Origin of the sequence: Kitasatospora sp. NPDC101157 (genome assembly GCF_044768255.1) — a bacterium.
Taxonomy (GTDB): domain Bacteria; phylum Actinomycetota; class Actinomycetes; order Streptomycetales; family Streptomycetaceae; genus Kitasatospora.
In genome coordinates this window covers 191,640-215,847 of record NZ_JBIWPL010000009.1, presented here as the reverse complement: position 1 = coordinate 215,847, position 24,208 = coordinate 191,640, and the positions used below count along the sequence as shown (strand labels likewise).

The following is a 24,208-nucleotide window of genomic DNA, read 5'->3' as shown; positions in this document are numbered from 1 at the left end:
AGGGAGAACATCGTGACCGTTTCCGACTCCGATGTCGCGATCATCGGCATCAGCTGCCGCTTCCCGGGCGCTGACTCCGTCGACAAGTTCTGGGACGTGCTGCGCGAGGGCCGCGAAACGCTGACCCGCTACACCGACGAGGAGCTGCTCGCCGCCGGGGTTCCGGCCGAACGGCTGGCCGACCCGCGCTACGTGAAGGCCGGCCAGACCATCCCGGACGTCGACCTGTTCGACTCCGAGCTGTTCCGGTTCACCCACGACGAGGCCGAGATCCTCGACCCGCAGCACCGGATCTTCCTGGAGTGCGCCCTGGAGGCCCTGGAACGCGCCGGGTACGACCCCGACCGCCACGAGGGCCACATCGGCGTCTACGCGGGCGCCGGCATGAACACCTACCTGCTGCACAACCTGGGCGAGCGCTACCGCTCGGCGTCCTCCGTCGACCACTACCGGCTGATGCTGGCCAACGACAAGGACTTCCTGGCCACCCGCACCTCGTACAAGCTCAACCTGCGCGGCCCGAGCATCAACATCAACACGGCCTGCTCCACCTCGCTGGTCGCGGTGCACACCGCCTGCCTGGCGCTGCTCAGCGGCGAATGCGACATGGCGCTGGTCGGCGCGGTGCACCTGGGCCAGCCGGGGCAGGGCTACCAGTACCAGGAAGGCATGATCTTCTCCCCGGACGGCCACTGCCGCGCTTTCGACGCCGAGGCCCAGGGCACCGTGATCGGCAGCGGAGCCGGGGTGGTGGTGCTGAAGCGGCTCAAGGAGGCGCTGGCCGACGGGGACTGGATCCACGCCGTGGTCAAGGGGTCGGCGGTCAACAACGACGGGTCGCTGAAGACCGGCTACACCGCGCCGAGCATCGCGGGGCAGGCCGAGGTCATCGCTGACGCCCAGGAGGTCGCCGACGTCGAGCCGGACAGCATCGGCTACGTCGAGGCGCACGGCACCGGCACCCCGCTCGGCGACCCGATCGAGGTCGCCGCGCTCACCCAGGCCTTCCGCCAGGGCACCGAGCGCACCGGCTTCTGCGCCCTCGGCTCGGTGAAGACCAACATCGGCCACCTGGACACCGCCGCCGGCATGGCCGGCCTGGTCAAGACCGCGCTGATGCTGGAGCACGGCACCCTGGTGCCGAGCCTGCACTACACCCGGCCCAACCCGGACATCGACTTCGCGGCCGGTCCGTTCTACGTCAACACCGAGACCACCGCCTGGCCGGCCGCCGACGGGCCGCGTCGGGCCGGCGTCAGCTCCTTCGGCATCGGCGGCACCAACGCCCACGTGGTGCTCCAGGAGCCGCCCGTCCGCACCGAAGCGCCGCGCGGGCGCGACCGCGAGCTGCTGGTGCTCTCCGCCCGTTCCGAGGCCGCCCTCAAGCAGGCCGCCACCGCTCTGGCCCGTCACCTCAAGCAGCACCCGGACCTGGACCTCGGCGCGGTCGCGCAGACACTCGGCCTCGGCCGACGCGGCCACGCCCACCGGCTGGCGCTGGTGGCCCGCAGCACCCGGGACGCCGCCATGGCCCTGGCCGTCGGCGACGAGGAGCGGCTGCACCAGGCCGTGGCCGGCCCCGACGGTGCCGGGCCCGTCCTGGTGCTGACCGGGGAGGGCGCGGACGAGGCGGACACCGACGAGCTGTACCGGACGGTGCCCGCGTACCGCGCCGCCGCCGATGCCTGCGCCGCCGCGCTGGGCCGGGACGGTCGGAGCGAGGCGGTGCTGCGCGAGCACGGCGCCGTCCACGAGTACGCGCTGGCCTCCGCACTGACCGCCTGGGGAGTGGCCCCGGCCGCCCTGGCGGCGAGTGGCCGCGGCACGGCCGTCGCGGCGGCCCTCGCCGGGGCGCTGCCGCTCGCCGAGGCGCTGGCCCTGGCCGGCGGCGAGGCGCCCGCCAGGCCGGAGGTGCCGCGCCTGCCGGTGCTGAACCCCCGCACCGGCCGCTGGATGACCGAGGACGAGAGCCGGCTGCCCGACAGCTGGAGCGCCGCGGTCGCGCCGGTGGAGGGCCTGGACGCGCTGCTCGCCGCCGAGGGCCGCCACGCGCTGCGCCTTGCCCCGACCGAGGAGGGGGCGGCGGGCCTGGCCCACCTGCTGGCGCTCGCCGGACAGGCGTGGACGCACGGCGCGCAGCTGGACTTCAGGGCCGTGCACGAGGGCAGCGACCCCCGCCGGGTACCGCTGCCGACCCATCGCTTCGAGCGGCGCCGGCACTGGGTGGAGCCGGGCGGCCACGCCACCGCCGCCGCCCCGGCCGCCGCGGACCGGCTGCTCGCCCGCTTCGATGCGGAGGACCCGGCGCACAACGTCGAGCTGGTCACCGACTACCTCGTCGAGGAGATCGGCAAGGTGCTCGGCGGCCGTCATCTCGCCGCCCTGGAAACCAACCTGTTCGACCTGGGCCTGGACTCGCTGGTGCTGATCGAGGTCGTCGCGAAGCTGAGCGAGGAACTGGACTTCGCCGTCCCGGCCACCTCCTTCGTCGAGTTCCCGACCATCCGCGCCTTCGTCGACAACCTCGCCGAGCTGATGGAGTTCGGCCCCGCCCAGGGCACCGCTCCGGCCGCCGCCGGCCGTACCTCCCGGCGGGCGCAGCGCGCGGCGGCCCGGCAGTAGTCCCCGTCCGGTGGACCGGCTCCGCCCACGCCGATCCACCGGACGCCCCCCGGCGTCCTCGCGCCGCCCCGGCGCAGCAGCGGTACGCACCCGGCCTCAGCGCCAACCGATGACCTTGAAAGAAGAGAACTGTGGACGACAAGCGCAAGCTGCTGCTGAGCCTGCTGGCGCAGGCCGGAGCCGGGGCCGCCACCCCCGCCGGCGAGGCCGTGGCCATCGTCGGCGTCGCCGGCCGCTACCCGCTGGCCGACACCGTCGGCGAGCTGTGGGACAACCTGGTCGCCGGCCGCAACTGCATCCGTGAGGTGCCCGCCGACCGCTGGGACGCGGACGCGCACTGGGACCCGTCCGGCGTGTCCGGCGGCTACAGCAAGTGGGCCGGATTCATCGACGACGTCGACAAGTTCGACCCGCTGTTCTTCCAGATCTCTCCGGCCGACGCGGAGGCGATGGACCCGCAGGAGCGGCTGTTCCTGCAGACCGCAGCGCTCACCCTGGACGACGCCGGCTACCCGGCGGCCCGGCTGGCGGCCCAGGGACCGGTCGGCGTGTTCGTCGGCGTGATGAACAGCAACTACGAGTGGATGGGTGGTGAGGCGAGTGCGCTCGGCGTGCAGACCGACGCCCACTCCAACCACTGGTCCATCGCCAACCGGGTCTCGTACACCTTCGACTTCACCGGGCCCAGCCTCGCGGTGGACACCGCCTGCTCGGCCTCGCTGACCGCGATCCACCTGGCCTGCGAGAGCCTGCGCACCGGGGAGTGCGCCGCGGCGATCGCCGGCGGCGTCAACCTGATCCTGCACCCGATGCACCTTCGCACCCTGGCGCAGCGCGGGATGATCTCGCGCGACGACCGGCTGAAGAGCTTCGGCGAGGGCGCGGACGGCTTCGTCGACGGCGAGGGCGTCGGCGCGGTGCTGCTCAAGCCGCTCAAGGCGGCGATCGCGGACGGCGACCGGATCCTCGGCGTGATCCGTGGGTCGGCCATCAACTCCGGTGGGAAGACCGGTGGTTACACCGTCCCTAGCTCGGCGGCCCAGGCCGAGGTGATCCGCGGCGCGCTCGGCCGGGCCGGGGTGGACGCGGACACCGTCGGCTACGTGGAGGCGCACGGCACCGGTACCCCGCTCGGCGACCCGATCGAGATATCGGGCCTTGCCGAGGCCTTCGGCGGACGGATCGATCCGGCCCGCCGCGCAGAGCTGCCGACGGTCGCCGTCGGCTCGGTGAAGTCCAACATCGGCCACCTGGAGTCGGCCGCCGGCATCGCCGGGCTGACCAAGGTGCTGCTCCAGTTCCGGCACGGGCAGCTGGTGCCCTCGCTGAACTCCGCCCGGCTCAACCCGGAGATCGACTTCTCCACCACCCGCTTCGAGGTCCAGCAGACCCTGCGGTCCTGGCCGCGCGTGGAGCGTGCCGGCGCGGACGGTGCCCGCGAACAGCTGCCCCTGCGTGCGGTGGTCAGCTCGTTCGGCGGCGGCGGCGCCAACGCCTGTGTGGTCGTCGAGGAGTACCGGCCGACCGGCGTGCCGGAGGCGGCCGAGGCGGGGCAGCCGCAACTCCTGGTGCTCTCGGCCAAGGCCGAGGACCGGCTGCGGGCGGCCGCCGGCGAGCTGGCGGCCGTGCTGCGCCAGGGCGGCCCGGCGCAGCCGGCCGCCGACCCCGGCGCGCTGGCCGAGGCCCAGCGCCGCTGCCTGCGGCTGGCCGCCGAAACGATCGGTGTGGCACCGGAATTTCTGGACCTCGGCACCGAACTGGCCGACTGCGGCTTCGGCGTGGCCGAGCGGGCCCGCTACCACGCCCTGCTTGCCGCCGAGTTGGGCGCCGAGCTGCCGGCCGCCGCGATCGCCGCGGACACCGTCGCCGCGGTCGCCGAGGCCGTCGCCGGCGCTCTCCCGGCGGCCCCCCGCGAGGGCGCGGGCCCGAACCTCGCCGATGTCGCCCTCACCCTCCAGTCGGGCCGCACCGCCCACGAGTTCCGGCTGGCCCTGGTGGCGGCCTCGGCCGAGCGAGCCGCCGAGCTGCTGGCGGAGTACGCGGACGGAAGGACGCCCGACGGGGTGGTCCTCGGCCGCGCGACCCGCGCCCGCGTCGAGCTGACCGGCGATCAGGCCGATTCTCTGGAGAAGGCGCTGGCTCACCGTGACCTGGCCGCGGTGGCCGGGCACTGGGTGGCCGGCGCGGCCGTCGACTGGTCACGGACGACCCCCGCCACCGCCCGCCGCGTCGAGCTGCCCGGCTACCCCTTCGCCCGCCGGCGCTACTGGATCCCGCAGCCGCCCGCGCCGGTCGCCGCGCCGGCCCCGGCCGCCGTCGGGACCGAGGAGGACGGGCCCGAGTTCTACCGCCCGCTCTGGGTCCGCGCCCAGGCCCCGGCCGAGCCCGCCGCCCGGGCCGAGCGGATCGTCGCCCTCGTCACCGCCGCTTCCCGCCGGCTGGGCGAGGCGATCGCCGCCGTCCGTCCGTCCGCCCGGGTCGAGCTGGTGGACCTGGACGACGACGACTGGCTCGCCCGTACGGCCGGCGCGGATCTCGTGCTCCACCTCGGCGGCGCCTGGCTGAAGGTGACCGAGGGCGTCGGCGAGCACCAGGCCGCCGAGCACCTGCGCCGCGGCTCGCACGCGCTGTTCCGTCTGCTCGGCGAGGGCCGCGCCAAGCGCGTCGCCGTCGTCACCAGCGACGTGCACCCGGTGGCCGACGGCACTGCGAACGGCGGCGAGGTGGCCAACCCCTTCGCCGCCGGCCTGCACGGCCTGTTGCAGGTCGCCCCCAAGGAGGACCCCGACCTGCGGGTGGTCGGCATCGACTTCGCCTCCGCCGAGGCCGAGGGCGAGGCCGCCCTCCGGAGCCTCGCCGAGGCCGTCCTCGCCGAGCCCCTGGACGGCACCGGCCGCAGCGTCGCCCTGCGCGGCGGGGTGCGCTACCACCGCCGGCTCGGCCGGGTCGACCTGCCCGAGGGCGGACCGGTCTTCCGCGACGGCGGGGTCTACCTGCTGATCGGCGGCACCGGTGGCATCGCCCAGGAGCTGAGCCTGCACCTGGCCCGCCGACACCGCGCCAAGGTCGTCTGGTTCAGCCGGGGCGCGCTCGGCGCCGCCCACGAGGCCGTCGCCGAGCAGGTCCGCGCCCACGGCGGCGACGTCGCCCACCTGCGCGGCGACGCCTGCTCCGTCGAGGACCTCGCGGCGGCCGTCGCCGAGGCGCACCACCGCTTCGGGGCGCTGCACGGCGTCGTGCACGCCGCGATGGCCTTCGACAACCACCTGCTCGCCGACCTCGACGAGGCCGCCTTCACCGCCGCCACCCGGGTGAAGACCGAGGGCGCCGCCGCGCTCGCCGCCGCCGTCGCCGGGCAGCCGCTGGACTTCCTGACCTACTTCTCCTCGGCCGGCTCGTTCGGCAGCTTCGCCGGCAACGGCGCCTACATCTGCGCCTCCGCCACCGAGGACGCCTACGCACTGTTCCTGCGCGCGCGGCTGGACGTCCCGGTCACCGTGATCAACCAGGGCTACTGGGGCCAGGTCGGGTCCGGCACCCGGCCCGGGCTGGAGGACATCTTCGCGGGCCTGGGCATCAGCGGCTTCACCGCCGCCCAGGGCATCGCCGCCGTCCGCCGCATCCTCGCGAGCGGTCTGTCGCAGGCCATGCCGATCCGGGCCAACCGCCGCGCGCTGGAGGCCATGGGTCACGACCCGGCTCTCGACGGCGAGGTGCTGTCCGGAGGCCACCCGGCCGCGCTGGCCCGCGCCACCGACCGCCTGGCCGCCGACCTGGACACCGACCCGGCCGCCCGCCGGGTGCTGGCCGGCTACGCCGAGCTGGAGACCGTGTCCGCAGCCATGCTGCTCGGCGTCTACCAGCGGATGGGCGTGTTCCGCCGCTCCGGCGAGCGCCACCACGCGGCGGAGCTGCGCGTCGCCCTGGGCATCCTCGGCAAGTTCGACCGGATGAACGAGGCGCTGCTCAACATCCTCACCGCGGCCGGCTTCCTGACCCGCGACGGCGAGCGGCTCACCACCACCGCCGCGGTCGACACCGTCGACCAGGCCGAGCAGACGCCGCGCTGGGAAGCCGAGTTCGACCGCCTGGCCGCCGAGTACCCGGACATCGAGCCCACCGTCACCCTCAACCGCCTGTTCCTGCAGTCCTATCCGCAGATCCTGCGCGGCGAGGTCGGCGCCACCGAGATCATGTTCCCCGGCTCCTCGATGAAGCTGGTGCAGAACTTCTACAAGGGCAACCCGCTCACCGACTCCTTCAACCTGCTGGTGCGCGAGACCGTCCGCCGCTTCCTGGAACTGCGCCTGCCGGAGCTGCCGGCCGGCCGCACCGTCGAGGTGGTCGAGCTGGGCGCCGGCACCGGCGCCACCAGCGAGCGGGTGCTGCCCGCCCTGGCCGACCACCCGGGCCGGGTCGGCTACACCTTCACCGACATCTCCCCGCGCTTCCTGGACTACGGCCGTGAGCGGTTCGCCGACCGCTACCCGTTCACCCGCTACCAGGTGCTCAACCTGGACCGCGGCCTCGCCGAGCAGGGCTTCGCCCCGGCCCAGGCCGACCTGGTGCTCGCCACCAACGTCGTGCACGCCACCCGCAACCTGCGCGCCACCCTGCGCAGGGCCAAGGCGCTGCTGCGGCCCGGCGGTTGGCTGGTCCTCAACGAGCTGACCGAGGTACGGGCGCTGCTGACCATCGGCGGTGGCGTACTGGAGGGCTGGTGGGTCTTCGACGACGGCGAGCTGCGCATGCCCGACTCGCCGCTCGCCTCGCCGGAGGGCTGGACCAGGCTGCTGCAGGAGGAGGGCTTCCGGCCGGTCCGCACGCTCGGCGCGGGCGACCTGGGCCAGACCGTGCTCGTCGCGGAGAGCGACGGCGTGGTGCTGAGCGCCGCCCCGGTGGCCCCCGCGCCCTCCCGTACGGCCGCCGACGGGCCGGCGCGAGCCGAGGCGGCCCCGACCGGGCAGGCCGACGCCGCCGGCGCGGTGGGGGAACGGCTGCGCGAACTGGTCGAGCGGGTCCTCAAGCTGGACGAGCGGATCGACCCGGACCGCGCGCTGGCCGACTACGGCTTCGACTCGCTCAGCGGGATGAAGATCGTCACCGCGGTGGACGAGGCCTTCGGCGTCACCGTGCCGCTCGGCGACTTCTTCGAGCGGCCCACCCTGCGGGAGCTGGCCGACCACCTGGTCTCCGGCTGGCTCGCCGGCGCCGTCGCCGCGACGGCGGCCCCGGCCGCCGCTCGGCCCGTTCAGGCCGCTTCGGCCGCGCCGGCCGTCCCGCCCGCCGGCGCCGCCGCCGACCTGGTGCTGCGCCCGCGCGGCGACCACGAGCTGACCACGCACCGCCTCTCCGAGGGGCAGCGCGCCCTGTGGGTCATCGAGCAGATCGCGCCCGGCAACTACGCCTACAACCTGCCGCTCGCCCTCTGGCTCGACGCCGACGCCGACGTCCTCGCCCTGCGGGTCGTCCTCCAGGACCTGCTCGACCGGCAGGAGGAGCTGCGCGCCACCGTCCGCACCGGCGAGGACGGCCCGTACGTGCGGATAGCGGCCGAACCCGAGCTGCCGTTCCAGCAGGTCTGGCTCACCACCCGCGACGAGGCCGAGTTGCGCGAGCGCATGCGGGCGGACCTGCGGCGCGCCTTCGACCTCGCCGTCGGCCCGCTGCTGCGCGCCACCCTCTACACCCTCGGCGACGGCCGCCAGGCCCTGCTGCTGACCTTCCACCACCTGGTCTTCGACGGGGTCTCCATCGCCGGCCTGCTCACCGAGCTGGAACACGGCTACCGCACCGTCCGGGCCGGCCGGCTGCTGCCCGCCGAGCGGCCCGCCCGCAGCTACGCCGACTTCACCGCCTGGCAGCGCGACATGCTGGCCGGCCCCGAGGGTGAGCGGCTGCGCACCTACTGGGTCGAGCGGCTGCGCGGCCGCCGCACCGCCGTACCGCTGCCGCTGGACCGTCCCCGTCCGGCCGTCCCCGGCTTCCGGGGCGCCAGCGTGGACGGGCACATCGCCGCCGACGTCACCGACCGGGCCCGCGCGCTCGCCTCGGCGGAGCAGACGTCGCTCTTCGGTGTGCTGCTGGCCGGCTACTTCGCGCTGCTGCACCGCTACAGCGACCAGGCCGACCTCGCGGTCGGCACCCCCACCGCCGGCCGCCCCGCCGGCGGGTACGAGGACGTGTTCGGCTACTTCATGAACATGGTGGTCCTCGCCGAGCGCATCGACACCGGGGAGGCCTTCCGCACGCTGGTCCGCCGGGTCCACCGCACCGTCCTGGAGGCCCTGGACCACAGCGCCTACCCGCTGCTCACCCTCGTCGAGGAGCTGCGCCGGGAGGACCCCTCCGCCGCCGTCCAGCCCTTCAACACCGCCTTCTACTTCCAGAACTGGGCCCGGGCCGCGCAGTCGGGCGGCCTCGTCCTCGGTCCGGTCGAAGGAGTCCACCAGGAAGGCGAGTTCGACCTGACCCTGGAGCTCGTCGAGCAGGCCGACGGCTGCCGCTGGACCCTCAAGTACGACCCCGACCTCTTCGACGCCGCCACCGTCGAGCGGATCGGCGAGCACTTCACCACCCTGCTCGCCGCCGCCGTCGGCGCTCCCGACACCGCCGTCGGCGACCTCGACCTGCTGACCGCCGCCGAGCGGTCCCGGCTCACCGCCCCGGCCGCCGCCGACTACCCGGCCGACACCCTGGTCTGGGAGCTGGTCCGGCGCCAGGCCGACGCCCGGCCCGAGCAGGTGGCCGTCCGCAGCCGCGGCACCGAACTGACGTACCGGCAGCTGGCGGAGCGGGTCGACGCGCTGGCCGACCGGCTGCGCACCGCCGGGGTCGGCCGGGGCCGCACCGTCGGCGTGCTGCTGCCGCGCGACGCCGACCTGCCCGTCGCCCTGCTCGCCGTCCAGGCTGCCGGCGGCGCGTACGTGCCGCTCGATCCCGCCTTCCCGCAGAAGCGGCTCGCCTACATGGCCGAGGACGCCGGGCTGCACCTGATGCTCACCCACTCCGCGATCCCCGGCGGCCACGGCACCGTCCCCCGGCTGCTCGTCGACGGCGAGGAGCAGCCGCCCCCGGCCCCCTCGCCCGGCCCGGCCGGGCCCGCCGACCCCGCGTACGTCCTCTACACCTCCGGCTCCACCGGCCGGCCCAAGGGCGTCGTCGTTCCACACCGGGCCCTGGTCAACTTCCTCTGGTCGATGGCCCGAGAGCCCGGATTCGGCCCCGGCGACACCCTGCTGGCCCTGACCACCGTCTGCTTCGACATCTCCGGCCTGGAGCTGTACCTGCCGCTGATCAGCGGCGGCACGGTCGAGGTGCTCGACACGGAGACGGCCAAGGACGGCCTGCGGCTGCGCGAGGCTCTGGAGCGCTCGAAGGCCACCGTCGTCCAGGCCACCCCGGCGACCTGGAGCATGCTGCTCGCCGCGGGCTGGCAGGGCGACCCCGGCCTGACCGTGCTCTGCGGCGGTGACGCGTTGCCCGCCGAGACCGCCGACGCGCTGCTCGCCGGCAACCGCGCGGTGTGGAACCTCTACGGCCCCACCGAGACCACCATCTGGTCGACGGCCGCCCGGCTGCGCCGGGGCGAGAAGGTCACCGTCGGCCACCCGATCGCCAACACCCTGCTGTACGTGCTCGACAGCGCCCGCAACCCGGTGCCCACCGGCGTCGCCGGCGAGCTGTACATCGGTGGCGACGGCGTCGCCACCGGCTACCTGGGCCGGCCCGAGCTGACCGCCGAACGCTTCCTGGCCGACCCCTTCGCCGGCGACCCCGCCGCCCGGATGTACCGCACCGGCGACCTCGTCCGCCGCCTCGCCGACGGCCGGCTGGAGTACCTCGGCCGGATCGACTCCCAGGTGAAGGTGCGCGGCTTCCGGGTCGAGCTGGAGGAGATCGAGGCGACCCTGCGCCGGCTCGACGGCGTGCGCGAGGCCGTCGTGGTGGCCCGGGGCAAGGACGGCGCCAACCACTCGCTGCTGGCCTGCTACGTGCCCGCCGGGAGCGGCGCCGAGCCGACCCGCGAGCAGCTGGCCGAGTGGCTGCCCGGCCACATGGTCCCGGACCTGCTGATCGCGGTCACCGGCTTCCCGCACACCCTCAACGACAAGGTCGACCGCGCCACCCTGGCCGCCCTGCCGCCGGCCGAGCTGCGCGCCCGGTACGGCACCGCGCCGGTCGAGGCCGCCGCCGAGACCGCTCCTCCTTCCCCCGCGGGCCGGGTCGAACTGCTGGTCGCCGAACTCGCCGGCGCCGTCGCCCGGATCTCCGGGACGAGCCCCGAGGAGATCGGCCCGCGCACCCCGCTCGGCGAGGTCGGAATGAACTCGGTGAGCTTCACCGAACTCGCCACCGAGCTGCGCAAGCGGTACGGCATCGACGTCTACCCGACGCTCTTCTACCAGCGCGGCACCCTGCTCGCGCTGGCCGAGCACCTGTGGGAGCACCACTCCGGCGAACTGACGGCCCGGTTCGGTGCCCTGCCGGCGGCCGTCGCGCCCGCGTCCGCCGCTGCGCCGTCCCCGGCCGCCGAGCGGCCGCGCGACGCCGGGATCGCTGTCATCGGCATGGCCGGCCGCCTGCCCGGCTCCACCGACCTCAGGGAGTTCTGGCAGCACCTCGAAGCCGGGCACGACCTGGTCGGGGAGATCCCCGCCGACCGCTGGGACTGGCGCGACCAGCCCGGCTCCCGCTCCCGCTGGGGCGGCTTCGCCCCCGACATCGACCGCTTCGACGCCGCCTTCTTCGGGATCTCCCCGCGCGAGGCCGAGCTGATGGACCCGCAGCAGCGGCTGATCCTGGAGGTCGTCTGGTCGGCGATCGAGGACGCCGGCTACCGCCCGTCCGAGCTCGCGGGCAAGCGCGTCGGCGTCTTCATCGCCGTCACCAACTCCGACTACCTGGAGGTCCAGCGCGCCGCCGGCCGGAGCACCGAGGGCCACACCATCACCGGTGCCGCGCTGTCCATCGTCCCCAATCGCGTCTCCTACCTGCTGGACCTGCGCGGCCCCAGCATCGCGGTGGACACCGCCTGTTCCGGCTCGCTCACCGCGGTCCACCAGGCCTCCGCCGCCCTGCGCGACGGCACCTGCGACCTGGCCATCGCCGGCGGCGTCAGCCTGATCCTCTCGCCGAGCGTGTACGAGGCGCTGAGCCGCGGCGAGATGCTCAGCCCCGACGGCCGCTGCAAGGCCTTCGACCGCCGGGCCGACGGCTACGTCCGCGGCGAGGGCGCGGGTGTGGTGCTGCTCAAGCCCGAGGAGCGGGCGCGGCGCGACGGCGACGCCGTGCACGCGGTCATCCGATCCGTAGTGATCAACCACGGCGGCCGCACCACCTCGCTCACCGCCCCCAACCCGGACGCCCAGGCCGACCTGCTGGTCGAGGCCTACCGCACCGCCGGCGTGCCGCTGGAGACGGTCGGCTACATCGAGGCGCACGGCACCGGGACGGCCCTCGGCGACCCGATCGAGACCACCGGGCTGAGCAGCGCCTTCCGCCGGTTGCGCGCGGAGCAGGGCGGCGGGGCCGCGCCCGGCTGCGCGATCGGCTCGGTCAAGACCAACATCGGCCACCTGGAGGCCGCCGCCGGCATCGCCGGGCTGTTCAAGGTCGCGCTCGCCCTGCGGCACGCCACCATCCCGGCCAGCCTGCACTTCCAGGAGCAGAACCCCTACCTGGAGCTCGACGGCGGCCCGTTCGAGGTCGCCGCCACCGCTCGACCCTGGCCCTCCCCGCGCGACGCCGCCGGGAGCGAACTCCCGCGCCGCGCCGGGGTCAGCTCCTTCGGCTTCGGCGGGGCCAACGCGCACATCGTGCTGGAGGAACCGAACGTGCCGGAAACCCGCGAGGAGAGCACGGCGGAGCAGCTGTACGTGCTCTCCGCCCGCGACGAGGACGCGCTGCGGCTCGCCGCCGAGCGGCTCGCCGACCACCTGGAACGGCAGGACGTCCGTGCCGACGACCTCGCCCACACCCTCCAGGTCGGCCGCGAGGCGATGGCCCACCGGCTCGCCGTGGTCGCCGACGGCCCGGCCGCGCTGCGCGCCGAGCTGGCCGCGTACCTGGCCGGCCGGCCGTCGGCCGTTCGCACGGGCCGGGCCGAACGGGGCGTCACCGCCCGTCCGGCCACCGGGGGCACCGATCTGGCGGCCCTGGCGCGGGACTGGCTGTCCGGCGCCGAGGTCGACTGGGCGGCCCTGCGTGGCGGCGCCGCCGGCCGCCGGGTCCACCTGCCGACCTACCCGTTCGCCCGCACCCGGCACTGGGTGCGCCCGGAGGTCTCCCCGGCGGCTTCGGCCCCGGCGTCCTCCGCGGGGCAGGCGGCCGGACGGCTGCACCCCACCCTGCTGGACACCAACCTCTCCACCTTCGGCGAACAGCTCTTCGAGAAGACGCTGACCGGCGAGGAGTACTTCCTGCGCGACCACGTGGTCGTCGGCGAGCGGGTGCTGCCCGGCGTCGCGTACCTGGAGATGGCGCGGCTGGCCGGCGAACTGGCCGCCGCCGGTACTCCGGTGCGCGGGGTGGACGGCCTGGTCTGGGCCACCCCGGTCCGGCTGCCCGCCGGCGCCCGCGAGCACCGGCTGCTCGTCCAGGTGACACCTGACCGTGCTGCCGACACCGTTGAGCGCGCCTCCTTCGAGGTGCGGACCGCCGGGGCCGGATCCTCGGTGCACGCCCGGGGCACCCTCCTCTTCGGCGCGCCCGGCGACCGTCCGGCCCGGATCGACCTGGCCGCCGTGCGCGAGCGCTGCACCACCGTCCACGACGGCCCGGACTGCTACGCCGCGTTCTCCCGGCTCGGCTTCGACTACGGCCCCGGCTTCCAGGTCATCGACCGCCTCGCCCGGGGCGAGAACGAGGCGCTGGCCACCCTCCGGCTGCCCAAGGCGCTCGGCGCCGACTCCGGCCGGTTCGTCTTCCACCCCTCGCTGTTCGACGCGGCCCTGCAGACCGCAGGGCGCCTCGCGCCCGGGGCGGACGGCCCCACGGGCCAGGTGCCGTACCTGCCGTACTCGCTGGGCGCGGTGCGGCTGTACGCCGACCTGCCGGAGCAGGTCCACGCGTACGCCACCCCCTCGGCGCGCCCCGTCCCGGCGGGCACGCTCTGCTTCGACGTCGCCCTGCTGGACGGGACCGGCGAGGTGGTCGCCTCGATCGACGCCTTCACCTTGCGGGCCGTACCCGCCGCCCCGGCCGGCGGGGCCACGGGTGACACCGTCCACGCCTTCGAACCGCTCTGGCGGCCCGCGCCGACCGCCGCGCGCGAACCGGCCGGCACCGTGTTGGTGCTGGACGCCGGCACCCGCGGCGAAGCGGTGGCCGCCGCGCTGACCGAAACCGGCGCCGACGCCCGCGTGCTCGCGCTCGGAACCGGCTTCGACGCCGACGCGACCGTCCGCGCCCTGCCGGCCGGCCCGGTCGACGTGGTCCACCTGGCCGACGAGGACGCCGGCACCGCCAGCGCCGTCGAGCACGGCTTCCACGGCGCACTGGCCTTCCTGCAGGCCTGGCAGCGGGACCGGCGCGGCGCCCTGCGCTACGTGTACGCCCACCGCGAGGTCGCGGCCTCGCCGGTCCACGCCGCGATGGCCGCCTTCGCCCGTACCGTGCGCCTGGAACACCCCTCGGTGGACTTCGGCGTGCTGACCGTCGCCGCCGGGCCGCTCGCCGACGCGGTGGCCGCCGAGCTGCGCACCCAGGGCGAACCCGAGGTGCGCGTCGGGGCGGACGGCCGTACCCGCCGCGCCTGGCGGCAGGCCGAACTGCCCACCGCCGGGCGGGTGTTCACCGGGACCGGTGCCCACGTCATCACCGGCGGCACCGGCGCCCTCGGCCTGCTGCTCGCCGAGCACCTCGCCGCGGCCCGACGTGCCGCCGGCGTCACCGGCGGCGGAATCGTGCTCGCCGCCCGTACCGCCCCCGGTCCGGAGGCGCTCGCCCGGATCGAGGCGGCCGGCGCCCTCGTGGTCCTGGCCGACGCCGCCGACCCGGCCGGCGTGCGCACCCTGATCGCCGAGGCCCGGCGGGCCCACGGCTCGGTCAGCGGAGTCCTGCACGCCGCCGGGGTGCTGCGCGACGGCCTGCTGGGCCGCAAGGAGCGGGCCGACGCCGAGGCCGTCCTGGCCGCCAAGGTGTACGGCACCGTGCTGCTCGACGACGCCACCCGGGACGAGCCGCTGGACTACTTCGTCGCCCTCTCCTCGGCGGCGGCCTCCTTCGGCAACATCGGCCAGAGCGACTACGCCTTCGCCAACGCCTTCCTCGACCACTTCGCCGAGCGCCGCGAACAGCAGCGCCGCCAGGGCACCCGACCGGGCCGCACCCTGGCCGCCGCCTGGCCGGTCTGGGCCGAGGGCGGCATGCGGATCGACGCCGCGGCCGTGGAGTTCATGGACCGGGCACTCGGCATGCGCCCGGTGCGCACCGCCCCCGGGCTGGCCGCCCTGGAGCGCGCGCTGAGCGGGACCGCGCCGCGGCTGCTGCTCGCCCCGGGCGACCCGGCCCGCATCCTGTCCGCCCTCGACGGCGGGCCGGCCACGGCCGAGCCGTCGCACGTCCCCGCCGACGCCGTCGTACGGACTCCGGCCGGGGTCACCGGGGCGGAGAGCGGCACGGACGCGCGGTCCCGGGCCGAGGCGCTCGTCCTGCGGCTGCTCGCCGAGGAGCTGAAGCTGCCCGAGTCGGAGATCGCGGTCACCGAGCCCTTCGAGTACTTCGGCGTGGACTCGCTGATCACCATGAGCCTGGTCCGGCGCCTGGAGGAACGGATCGCGCCGCTGTCCAAGACGCTGCTCTTCGAGTACGTGACGGTCGCCCAGCTGGCGGACCACCTGGCCGGCGCCCATCCGGAGGCGTTCGCCGCACCGGCCGAGGACGACGCATCCGCCGCGCCGGCGGAGGACGACGCTTCCGCCGCGCCGGTCGCGGCCGAGCAGCTGCCGGTCGCAGTGGCCGAGCCGGTGCCCGTGGCCGCACCCGTCGCCTCCGGTGGGGACGACATCGCCATCATCGGAGTGGCCGGCCGCTACCCGCAGGCCGACGACGTGGACGCGTTCTGGCGCAACCTGCGGGCCGGCGTCGACAGCGTCGAGGAGATCCCCGGCGAGCGCTGGGACCACGACCGCTTCTACGACCCCGACAAGTCCGTCTTCGGCAAGACCTACGGCAAGTGGGGCGGCTTCGTGCGCGGCGCCGACCGCTTCGATCCGCTGTTCTTCCGCATGTCGCAGATCGAGGCCGAACACACCGACCCGCAGGAGCGGGTGTTCCTGGAGACCGTCTGGCACCTGCTGGAGGACGCCGGCTACACCCGCGAGCAGCTGCGCGGCACCCGTACCGGGGTGTTCGTCGGCATGATGTACGGCCACTACCAGCTGTACGGCGTCCAGGAGGCGCTGCGCGGCAAGGGCTTCGCCACCTCCTCGTCGTACGCCTCGGTGGCCAACCGGGTCTCGTACTTCTTCGACTTCGCCGGGCCCAGCGTCGCCCTGGACACCATGTGCTCCTCGTCGCTGGTCACCATCCACCAGGCCTGCCTGGCCATCCGCAACGGGGACTGCGAGGTCGCCGTCGCCGGCGGCGTCAACATCTCCAGCCACCCGGTGAAGTTCCTCCAGCTCGCCCAGCGCGGTTTCCTGGCCGAGGACGGCCGCTGCCGCAGCTTCGGCGAGGGCGGCACCGGCTACGTCCCGGCCGAGGGTTCCGGCGCCGTCCTGCTCAAGCGCCTGGACGCGGCCCTGGCCGACGGCGACCGCGTGCTGGCGGTCGTCAAGGCCTCCACCGTCAACCACGGCGGCGCGGGCGCCGGTTACAGCGTGCCCAACCCGCAGGCGCAGGGTGACCTGGTGCGCGCCGCGCTGGAGCGCGCCGGACTGCGCCCCACCGACCTGGACTACCTGGAGGCCCACGGCACCGGCACCGCGCTGGGCGACCCGGTCGAGGTCAACGGCATGCTGCGGGCCTTCGCGGGCGACCTGCCCGAGCGGCTGCCGATCGGCTCGGTGAAGTCGAACATCGGGCACGCCGAGTCGGCCGCCGGCATCGCGGCGATCACCAAGGTGCTGCTCCAGCTGCGTCACGGCGAGCTTGCGCCCTCGCTCCACGCGGACCGGCTCAACCCGAACATCGACTTCGGCGCGACCCCGTTCGAGGTGCAGCGCGAGCGGGCGCCCTGGCCGCGCCGGGTCGCAGCGGACGGCACCGTACGGCCCCGCACCGCGGGCGTCAGCTCCTTCGGCGCCGGCGGCACCAACGCCCACATCATCCTGCAGGAGTACCTCGGTGAGCCGCAGGCCCCGGCGGCGCCGGCCGGCCCGCAGCTGGCCGTGCTCTCCGCCCGGGACGCCGAGCGGCTGACCCGGCAGGCCCACCGCCTCGCCGCCCACCTGCGGGTCGTTGCCACCGAGGGCACCGCCCCGGCCCCGCAACAGGTCGCCTGGACGCTCCAGTCGGGCCGCGAGGCGATGGCCCACCGGTTCGCCGTGCTCTTCCAGGACCTGGCCGAACTGGCCGACCGCCTGGAGGAGTTCGCGGCCGGCGGCGCACCCGCCGGCAGCTGGACCGGCACCGTCGACCCGCGCCGTCCGGCCACCGGCGACGCGCTGCCGGCCGACCCCGCCGCATACGCCGCCGCCTGGACCGGCGGCCGCAGGGTCGACTGGTCGGCCCTGCACCGGGGTGCCCGGCCCGGCCGGGTCGCACTGCCCGGCTACCCCTTCGAGGGCGGCCGGGTCTGGCTGGCCGCCGCCGACGCCGAGCTGGCCGCGCTGGACGCCGACCGCGCCCGGCAGGGCCTGCTGCTGACCCGGCAGTGGACGCCCGCCGAGCCGGCCGCCCGCACCGCGCCGCCCGCCCGGACCGCCATCCTGGCCGTACCGGGCACCGAGGCGTCGGCCGCCCGACTCGCCGCCGCCCTGCCGTCCGCCGAGGTCCTCACCGTCGACGCCCTCACCGCCGAACTCGCCGCCCCCGCCACCCGCTGGGAGCGCTTCGACGCGGTGGTCGACCTGGCCGGCTGCGCCGACCCGGCGCTGCCGCCCGCGCACTCCGTCCTTCCCACCTGGCTGCGCTGGCTCCAGCAGCTGGTCGACCGGGGCAGCCGTGAGCTGACCGTCCTGCTGGTCTCCCGGGGCGCGGAGCCCGGCCCCGACGGCGGCTCGGCCGCCCTCGGCGGCGCGGCCCGCGTCGGCCTCTACCGGATGCTCCAGAGCGAGTACCGTCACCTGCGCTCCCGCCACGTCGACCTGGAACGGAACGCCTCGGACGAGCAGTTGGTCCACTGGGTGACCGAGGAGCTGAGCAGCGGCGACGAGCTCGCCGAGACCGCCTGGCGCGGGGGCGTGCGGCACCGTGCCGAGCTGCGCGAGCTGCCCGAGGGGCCGAAGAGCACGCTGCGTTTCCCGGCCGGACACGTTCTGTGGGTCACCGGCGGCACTCGTGGCATCGGCCTGCTGACGGCCCGCCACTTCGTCGCGGAGCACGGCGTGCGCAAGCTCGTCCTCACCGGCCGCGAGGAGCTGCCACCGCGCACCGAGTGGGCCGCCCACATCGCGGCCGACGGCCCGCTCGGGCGCAAGCTCCGGCCGCTGGCCGAGCTCGCCGACCAGGGCGTGGAGCTTGAGGTCGTCGCCGTACCGCTGGAGGAGCGGGAAGCGCTGGCCAAGACGCTCGCGGACGTCAAGCTGCGGCTCGGCCCCGTCGGGGGTGTCGTCCACAGCGCCGGCTTCACCGACTTCGAGAACCCGGCGTTCGTCCGCAAGCCGCAGACCGGCATGGCCCGGGTGATCGGCCCGAAGGTGTTCGGCGTCGACGCCCTGGTGGAGGTCTTCCGGGACGAGCCGCTGAGCCTGTTCGTGCTGTACTCCTCGGTCGCCGCCACCGTCCCCGCGCTCGCGGTCGGCCAGAGCGACTACGCGCTGGCCAACGCCTACCTGGACGCGGTCGCCGAGGCCCGCCCTCACGGGCTGCCGCTGGTCAGCGTGCAGTGGCCGAGCTGGAGGGAGAGCGGCATGGGGGAGGCGCGCAGCGCCGCCTACCAGGCCTCGGGTCTGGCCACGCTCACCGACCGGCAGGGGCTCGACCTGCTGGAGCGGGCGCTGGCGAGCGGCGCCCGGGTCGTGCTGCCGGCGATCGCGCGGCCGGACGCCGAGTGGCGTCCGGAGCGGTTGTCGGACCGGAGGCTGGCGGCCGCGACCCCGTCGGCTGCCGCTGTTCCCCCGGCTCCGGCTCCCGCCGGGACGGCTCCGGCTGCCGCTGTTCCCCCGGCTCCGGCTCCCGCTGGGCCGGCCCCTGCCGCGGCCGACGCGTCGGCGGCGGTCGCGGCGGCGGTCGCGGCGGTGTCCTCCTGGCTGCTCGACCGGCTCGCCGAGGAACTGCGTTTCGAGCGGGCCAAGTTGACCGGTGACGTGCCGGTACAGGACTTCGGCATCGACTCGATCATGGTCTCCCAGCTCGTCCAGACCGTTGCCAAGCGGCTCGACATCACGATCGACCCCTCGGCGCTGCTGGAGCACCCCACGACGAACGGCTTCGCGCAGTACCTCGCCGAGGAGCACCGGGAGGAACTGCTCGCCGCGTTCGGCGAAGCCGTACCGTCCGTGCCGGCGGCTGCGCCGGCGGCCGTGCCGGTTGCCGTCCCCGCTCGGGCCGCTGAACCCGCGCCGATCGTCGTGACGGCCGCGCCGCCCGTCGGCGCCGACATCGCCGTCGTCGGCCTGTCCTGCCGCTTCCCGGACGCCGCCTCCCCGGACGCGTACTGGGAGCTGCTGCGCCAGGGCCGATCGGCGCTGCACCCGATCCCCGAGCGGCGCTTCGGCCGCCCGGTCGGCTACCACGCGGGCCTGCTGCCCGAGGTGCTGCGCTTCGACCCGGAGAGCTTCCTGCTCTCCGAGCCCGATGTCGCGGCCATGGACCCGCAAGCGCTGCTGCTGCTGGAGGAGGTCCACCAGGCGGTCCACCACGCCGGCTACCGTCCGGCCGAGTTGAAGGGCCACCGGGTCGGCGTGTACGTCGGCGGCCGGGCCACCCACACGCCGGACGCCCTGGCACTGGAGCAGGCCAAGAACCCGGTCGTGGTCACCGGTCAGAACTATCTCTCCGCCAACGTCTCGCAGTTCTTCGACTTCCGCGGCCCCAGCGTGGTGATCGACACGGCCTGCTCCTCCGCCCTGGTGGCGATGGACATGGCCGTCCAGGCCCTGCGGGCCGGCGACCTGGAGGCCGCCGTGGTCGCCGGGGTCAACCTGCTCGCCGACGACCGCGCCCACCAGGTCTTCGGGAAGCGTGGATTGCTCAACCCGGGCGCCGAGTTCCACGTGTTCGACCGCCGGGCGGCCGGCCTGGTGCTGGGCGAGGGGATCGGCGTCGTCGTCCTCAAGCCGCTGGCGCGGGCCCAGGCCGACGGCGACCAGGTACTCGCCGTCCTGCGCGGCATCGCCATCAACAACGACGGCCGGACCGCCGGCCCGGCCACGCCCAACCTCCAGGCCCAGAAGGACGTGATGGTCGAGGCGCTGGCGCGCAGCGGCCACGGTCCGCAGGACATCGGCTGGGTGGAGGCCAACGGCTCCGGCTCGACCGTCACCGACCTGCTCGAACTCAAGGCCGTCGAGTCGGTCTACCGCAAGGGGTCGAAGCAGCCGGTCGCGCTCGGCTCGATCAAGCCGAACATCGGCCACCCGCTGGCCGCCGAGGGCATCGCCGCCTTCATCAAGGTGGTCCTGATGCTGCACCACGGCCAGCAGGTGCCGTTCGGTTCCGGGCAGGTGCCGCTGGACCACTTCGACGTGGACGCCTCGCCGTTGTACTTCCCGCGTGAGGCACGTCCGTGGCCCGACTCGGCCCGGCTCGCCGCGCTCAACTGCTTCGCCGACGGCGGCACCAACGCCCACCTGCTGCTCGCCCCCGCCCCGGCCGGGCACCGCGGCACCCGGGCCCCGCTGCCGCAGCCCACGCTGAACCGGCGGGTGGTCATCCGGGGCACCGGGGAGCCGGCCGCCGCGGCGGCGCACGCGCCGGAGGTTCCCGCCGTGCCGGCGCCCGCAGCCCCCGGAGCGGGCATGTTCTGGGACACCTACCGATGAGGGCGCCGACGGCCGACCAGGCCGCCCAGGGCTCCCTGCCCGTGGTGTTCATGTTCTCCGGCCAGGGCTCGCAGTACTACCGGATGGGCAAGGAGCTCTTCGACGACAACCCGGTCTTCCGTGCGGAACTGGTCCGGCTGGACGCCGAGGCCACCGATGCACTGGGCGAGTCCGTCCTGGACCGGGTCTTCGACCCGGCCAGGCGGAAGGCCGACCCCTTCACCGACACCAGGATCACCCACCCGGCGATCGTCATGATCGAACTCGCCATGGCGGAGACCCTCCGCGCGGCGGGTGTCGAGCCCGACCACCTGCTCGCCTGCAGCCTGGGCGAGTACGCGGCGGCCGTCGTCTCGGGCAGCCTCTCCGCGGGGGACTGCCTGCGGCTCCTGGTCCGCCAGGCCGACGCACTGCGGGCGGGCCCGCGCGGCGGAATGCTCGCCGTGCTGGCCGGGCCCGAGGTGATGGACCGGGTGCCCGAGCTGCGGGCCTGCGAGGTGGCAGCCCGCAACTACCCGGGCCACTTCGTCGTCGCCGGTACGGACGAGCGGCTGGACCGCGCGGAGTCCGCGCTGCGCGCCGCCGACGTGATGCACCAGCGGGTCCCCGTCGAGTACGGCTACCACTCCAGCCTGATGGACGAGGTGCTGCAGGCCTGCCGCAGCACCTTCGACGGGGTGGAGTTCGCCCCGCCGCGTCTGCCCTGGACCTCCGGGGTGGACGGCCGCCAGGTCGAGCGGGCCACCGCCGAGCACTTCTGGCAGGTCGCCCGCCGGCCCATCGAGTTCGAGCGGGCGATGGCCTCGCTGCGGGGGCGCGGGGAGTTCCTCTACCTGGACCTCGGCCCCTCCGGCACCCTCCACAACTTCGCGCGCAACAACCTGCCGGCCGGGAGCCGTTCGGTCTCCCTGCCGCTGCTCAGCCCCTTCGGGAACGATCCGGGTCTGCTCGGCAAGGCCCTCGCGGCCGCCGGCCCGAACCGGGCTCCAGCCGCCCCGAAGCGCGCTTCGGCCCCAGGGACGGCACCCGTCCCCGACGCACCAGCACCGAGGAAGGCACACGGTATGAAGGTCTACGGCTTCCCTGGCCAGGGATCCCAGCAGCGGGGCATGGGCAAGGGGCTGTTCGAGAGGTTCCCGGAGCAGACCGCGATCGCGGACCGCGTACTCGGCTACTCGATCGAGGAACTGTGCGTCTCGGACCCCGAGCGCCGGCTCGGCCGCACCGAGTACACCCAGCCCGCCCTCTACGTGGTCAGCGCGCTGACCTACCTGGACCGCGTCGCCCAGGACCCGGAGCCCGCGGACTACCTGATCGGCCACAGCCTCGGCGAGTACGTGGCCCTGTTCGCGGCCGGGGTCTTCGACTTCGAGACCGGCCTGCGCCTGGTGCAACGCCGTGGCGCGCTGATGGCGGCGGCCGGCGGCGGCGGGATGGCCGCGGTGGTCGGCAGCGACGAGGACGCCATCACCCGGACCCTCGCCGACGCCGGCCTCGACGGCCTCGACCTGGCCAACCACAATGCTCTGGACCAGTTCGTCCTCTCCGGGCCGGTCGAGCAGATCGACGCCGCGTGCACCGCCTTCGAGGCGGTCGGCGCCCGCGCCGTCCGCCTCAACGTCAGCGCGCCGTTCCACTCCCGCTACATGCGGGGCACGGCTGAGGAGTTCGCCGGCTTCCTGGGCGGGTTCACGCTGCGCCCGCCGACCGTCCCGGTGCTCGCCAACGTGGACGCCCAGCCGTACCGGGCGGCCGCGATCGCACAGACGCTGACCGCGCAGATCGCCTCCCCGGTCCGCTGGACCGAGACCGTTCGCAGGCTGATGGGGCACGGTGACTTCGAGTTCGTCGAGCTGGGCCCCGGCCAGGTGCTCACCCGGCTGGTCACCAAGATCCGCGCCGCCGCCGAGCCGCTGCCGGCGCCGGTGGTGGCAGCGCCGGTCGTTCCCGAGCCGGTCGTGACGGAGCCGGTCGTGACGGAGCCGGTCGTTCCCGAGCCGATCGCGACGGAGCCTGTTGCCCCGGCTCCGGCGGTGTCGGCTCCGGCGGTCCCGGCTCCGGTCGTGTCCGGTATCAGCGCCGACAGCCTCGGCGCGCGCAGCTTCCGTGAGCGGTACGGGCTGAGCCGGGCGTACCTGGCCGGCTCGCTCTACGGCGGCATCTCCGGGCAGGAGATGCTGCGCTCGCTCGCCAAGGCCGGCCTGCTCGGCTTCCTCGGCACCGGCGGGCTCAGCCTGACCGAGGTGGAGCAGCAGCTGCGCGCCATCACCGGCGAGCTGGGTCTCGGCGGCGCCTTCGGCGCGAACCTGCTCTACCGCCACGGCGCGCCGGAGGAGGAGAACGCGCTGGTGGACGTCCTGCTGCGGAACGGCGTGGACCTGGTCGAGGCCTCCGGCTTCCCCCTGATCACCCCGGCCCTGGTGCGCTTCCGGCTCAAGGGCGGCCGGATCGTCGCCAAGGTCTCCCGTACCGACGTCGCCACCGAGTTCCTCGCCCCGCCGCCCGAGCGCATCGTCGCCCGGCTGCTCGCGGACGGGCAGGTCACCGCGGAGGAGGCCCGCGCCGCCTCCGGCCGCCCGATGGCCGACGACCTGTGCGTGGAGGCCGACTCCGGCTGGCTGACCAGCACCGCGGACCTGCTCACCCTGCTGCCCGCCGTGCTCCGCCTGCGCGACCGGCACGCCGTCCCCGGCCACAAGGTGCACGTCGGCTGCGCCGGCGGCATCGGCACCCCGGAGGCGGCCGCCGCGGCCTTCCTGCTGGGCGCTGACTTCATCCTCACCGGCTCGGTCAACCAGTGCTCCGTCGAGGCGGCCACGAGCCCCGAGGTGAAGGACATCCTCCAGGAGACGCGCGAGTACGACGTCGACACCGCGCCCTGGGGCGAGATGTTCGAGCTCGGCGTCCGCGCCCGCTACCTCAAGCGCGGACTGTTCTTCCCCGCCCGCGCCTCCCGGCTGCACGAGCTGTGGCGCCGCCACGGCTCGCTCGCAGAACTCGACGCGGAGACCAGGAGCCAGGTCTTCGACCGCTACCTCGGAGGCGAGTCCGCGCCCGCCCCGGCCTTCGGCACCGACCCCAAGGCCGAGCTGGCGGCCGTCTTCCGCCGCTACTTCCAGCGGGGCTTCCGCCTCGCCGTCACCGGCGACCAGCGCTCCAGGGTTGACTACCTGATCCACTGCGGCCCGGCCATGGGCGCCTTCAACCAGGTCGTCGCCGGTACCCAGCTGGAGCCCTGGCGCGCCCGTACCGTCGACGCCATCGCCGACACCCTCCTTGAGGGCGCCGGCGAGCACCTCGTGGAGCGCATGAGGGCCTTCGGTCGATGACCAGCCCCCGCTGACGCCGTTTCGAAGCGGGGCGGCCCGGCAAAGGGGGGTCTGCAGGTCGAGCCGCCCGGGGTTGTCGACACCGAGCCGGGCGGTCACGGCCTCGGACGACCACGGCCTCGGACGCCCCCGGAGGCGGGTGCGGGTGGTTCGACGACCACATGGCCC

Annotated in this window: 3 protein-coding genes; all 3 read left to right on the top strand. The window is 75.0% G+C overall.

Annotated elements, in window-relative coordinates:
* Positions 1-12: 12 nt before the first annotated feature.
* The 3 genes from ACIRVF_RS20730 (at position 13) to fabD (ending at position 24,040) form a co-directional block, all read left to right on the top strand.
* Positions 13-2,622, top strand: coding sequence for a beta-ketoacyl synthase N-terminal-like domain-containing protein (locus tag ACIRVF_RS20730; RefSeq protein ID WP_402819559.1), 2,610 nt, complete (start codon positions 13-15; stop codon positions 2,620-2,622).
* 131 nt (positions 2,623-2,753) lie between these two features.
* Positions 2,754-20,711, top strand: coding sequence for an amino acid adenylation domain-containing protein (locus tag ACIRVF_RS20725; RefSeq protein ID WP_402819556.1), 17,958 nt, complete (start codon positions 2,754-2,756; stop codon positions 20,709-20,711).
* Complete coding sequence (fabD, locus tag ACIRVF_RS20720; protein ID WP_402819553.1) at positions 20,708-24,040, top strand: ACP S-malonyltransferase; 3,333 nt, start codon at positions 20,708-20,710, stop codon at positions 24,038-24,040. Before ACIRVF_RS20725 ends, fabD begins: the two co-directional genes overlap by 4 nt.
* The last annotated feature ends 168 nt before the right edge of the window (positions 24,041-24,208 follow it).

Coding starts and splice junctions, on each gene's coding strand:
- fabD (WP_402819553.1), top strand. CDS start 20,708: ATGAGGGCGCCGACGGCCGACCAGGCCGCCCAGGGCTCCCTGCCCGTG.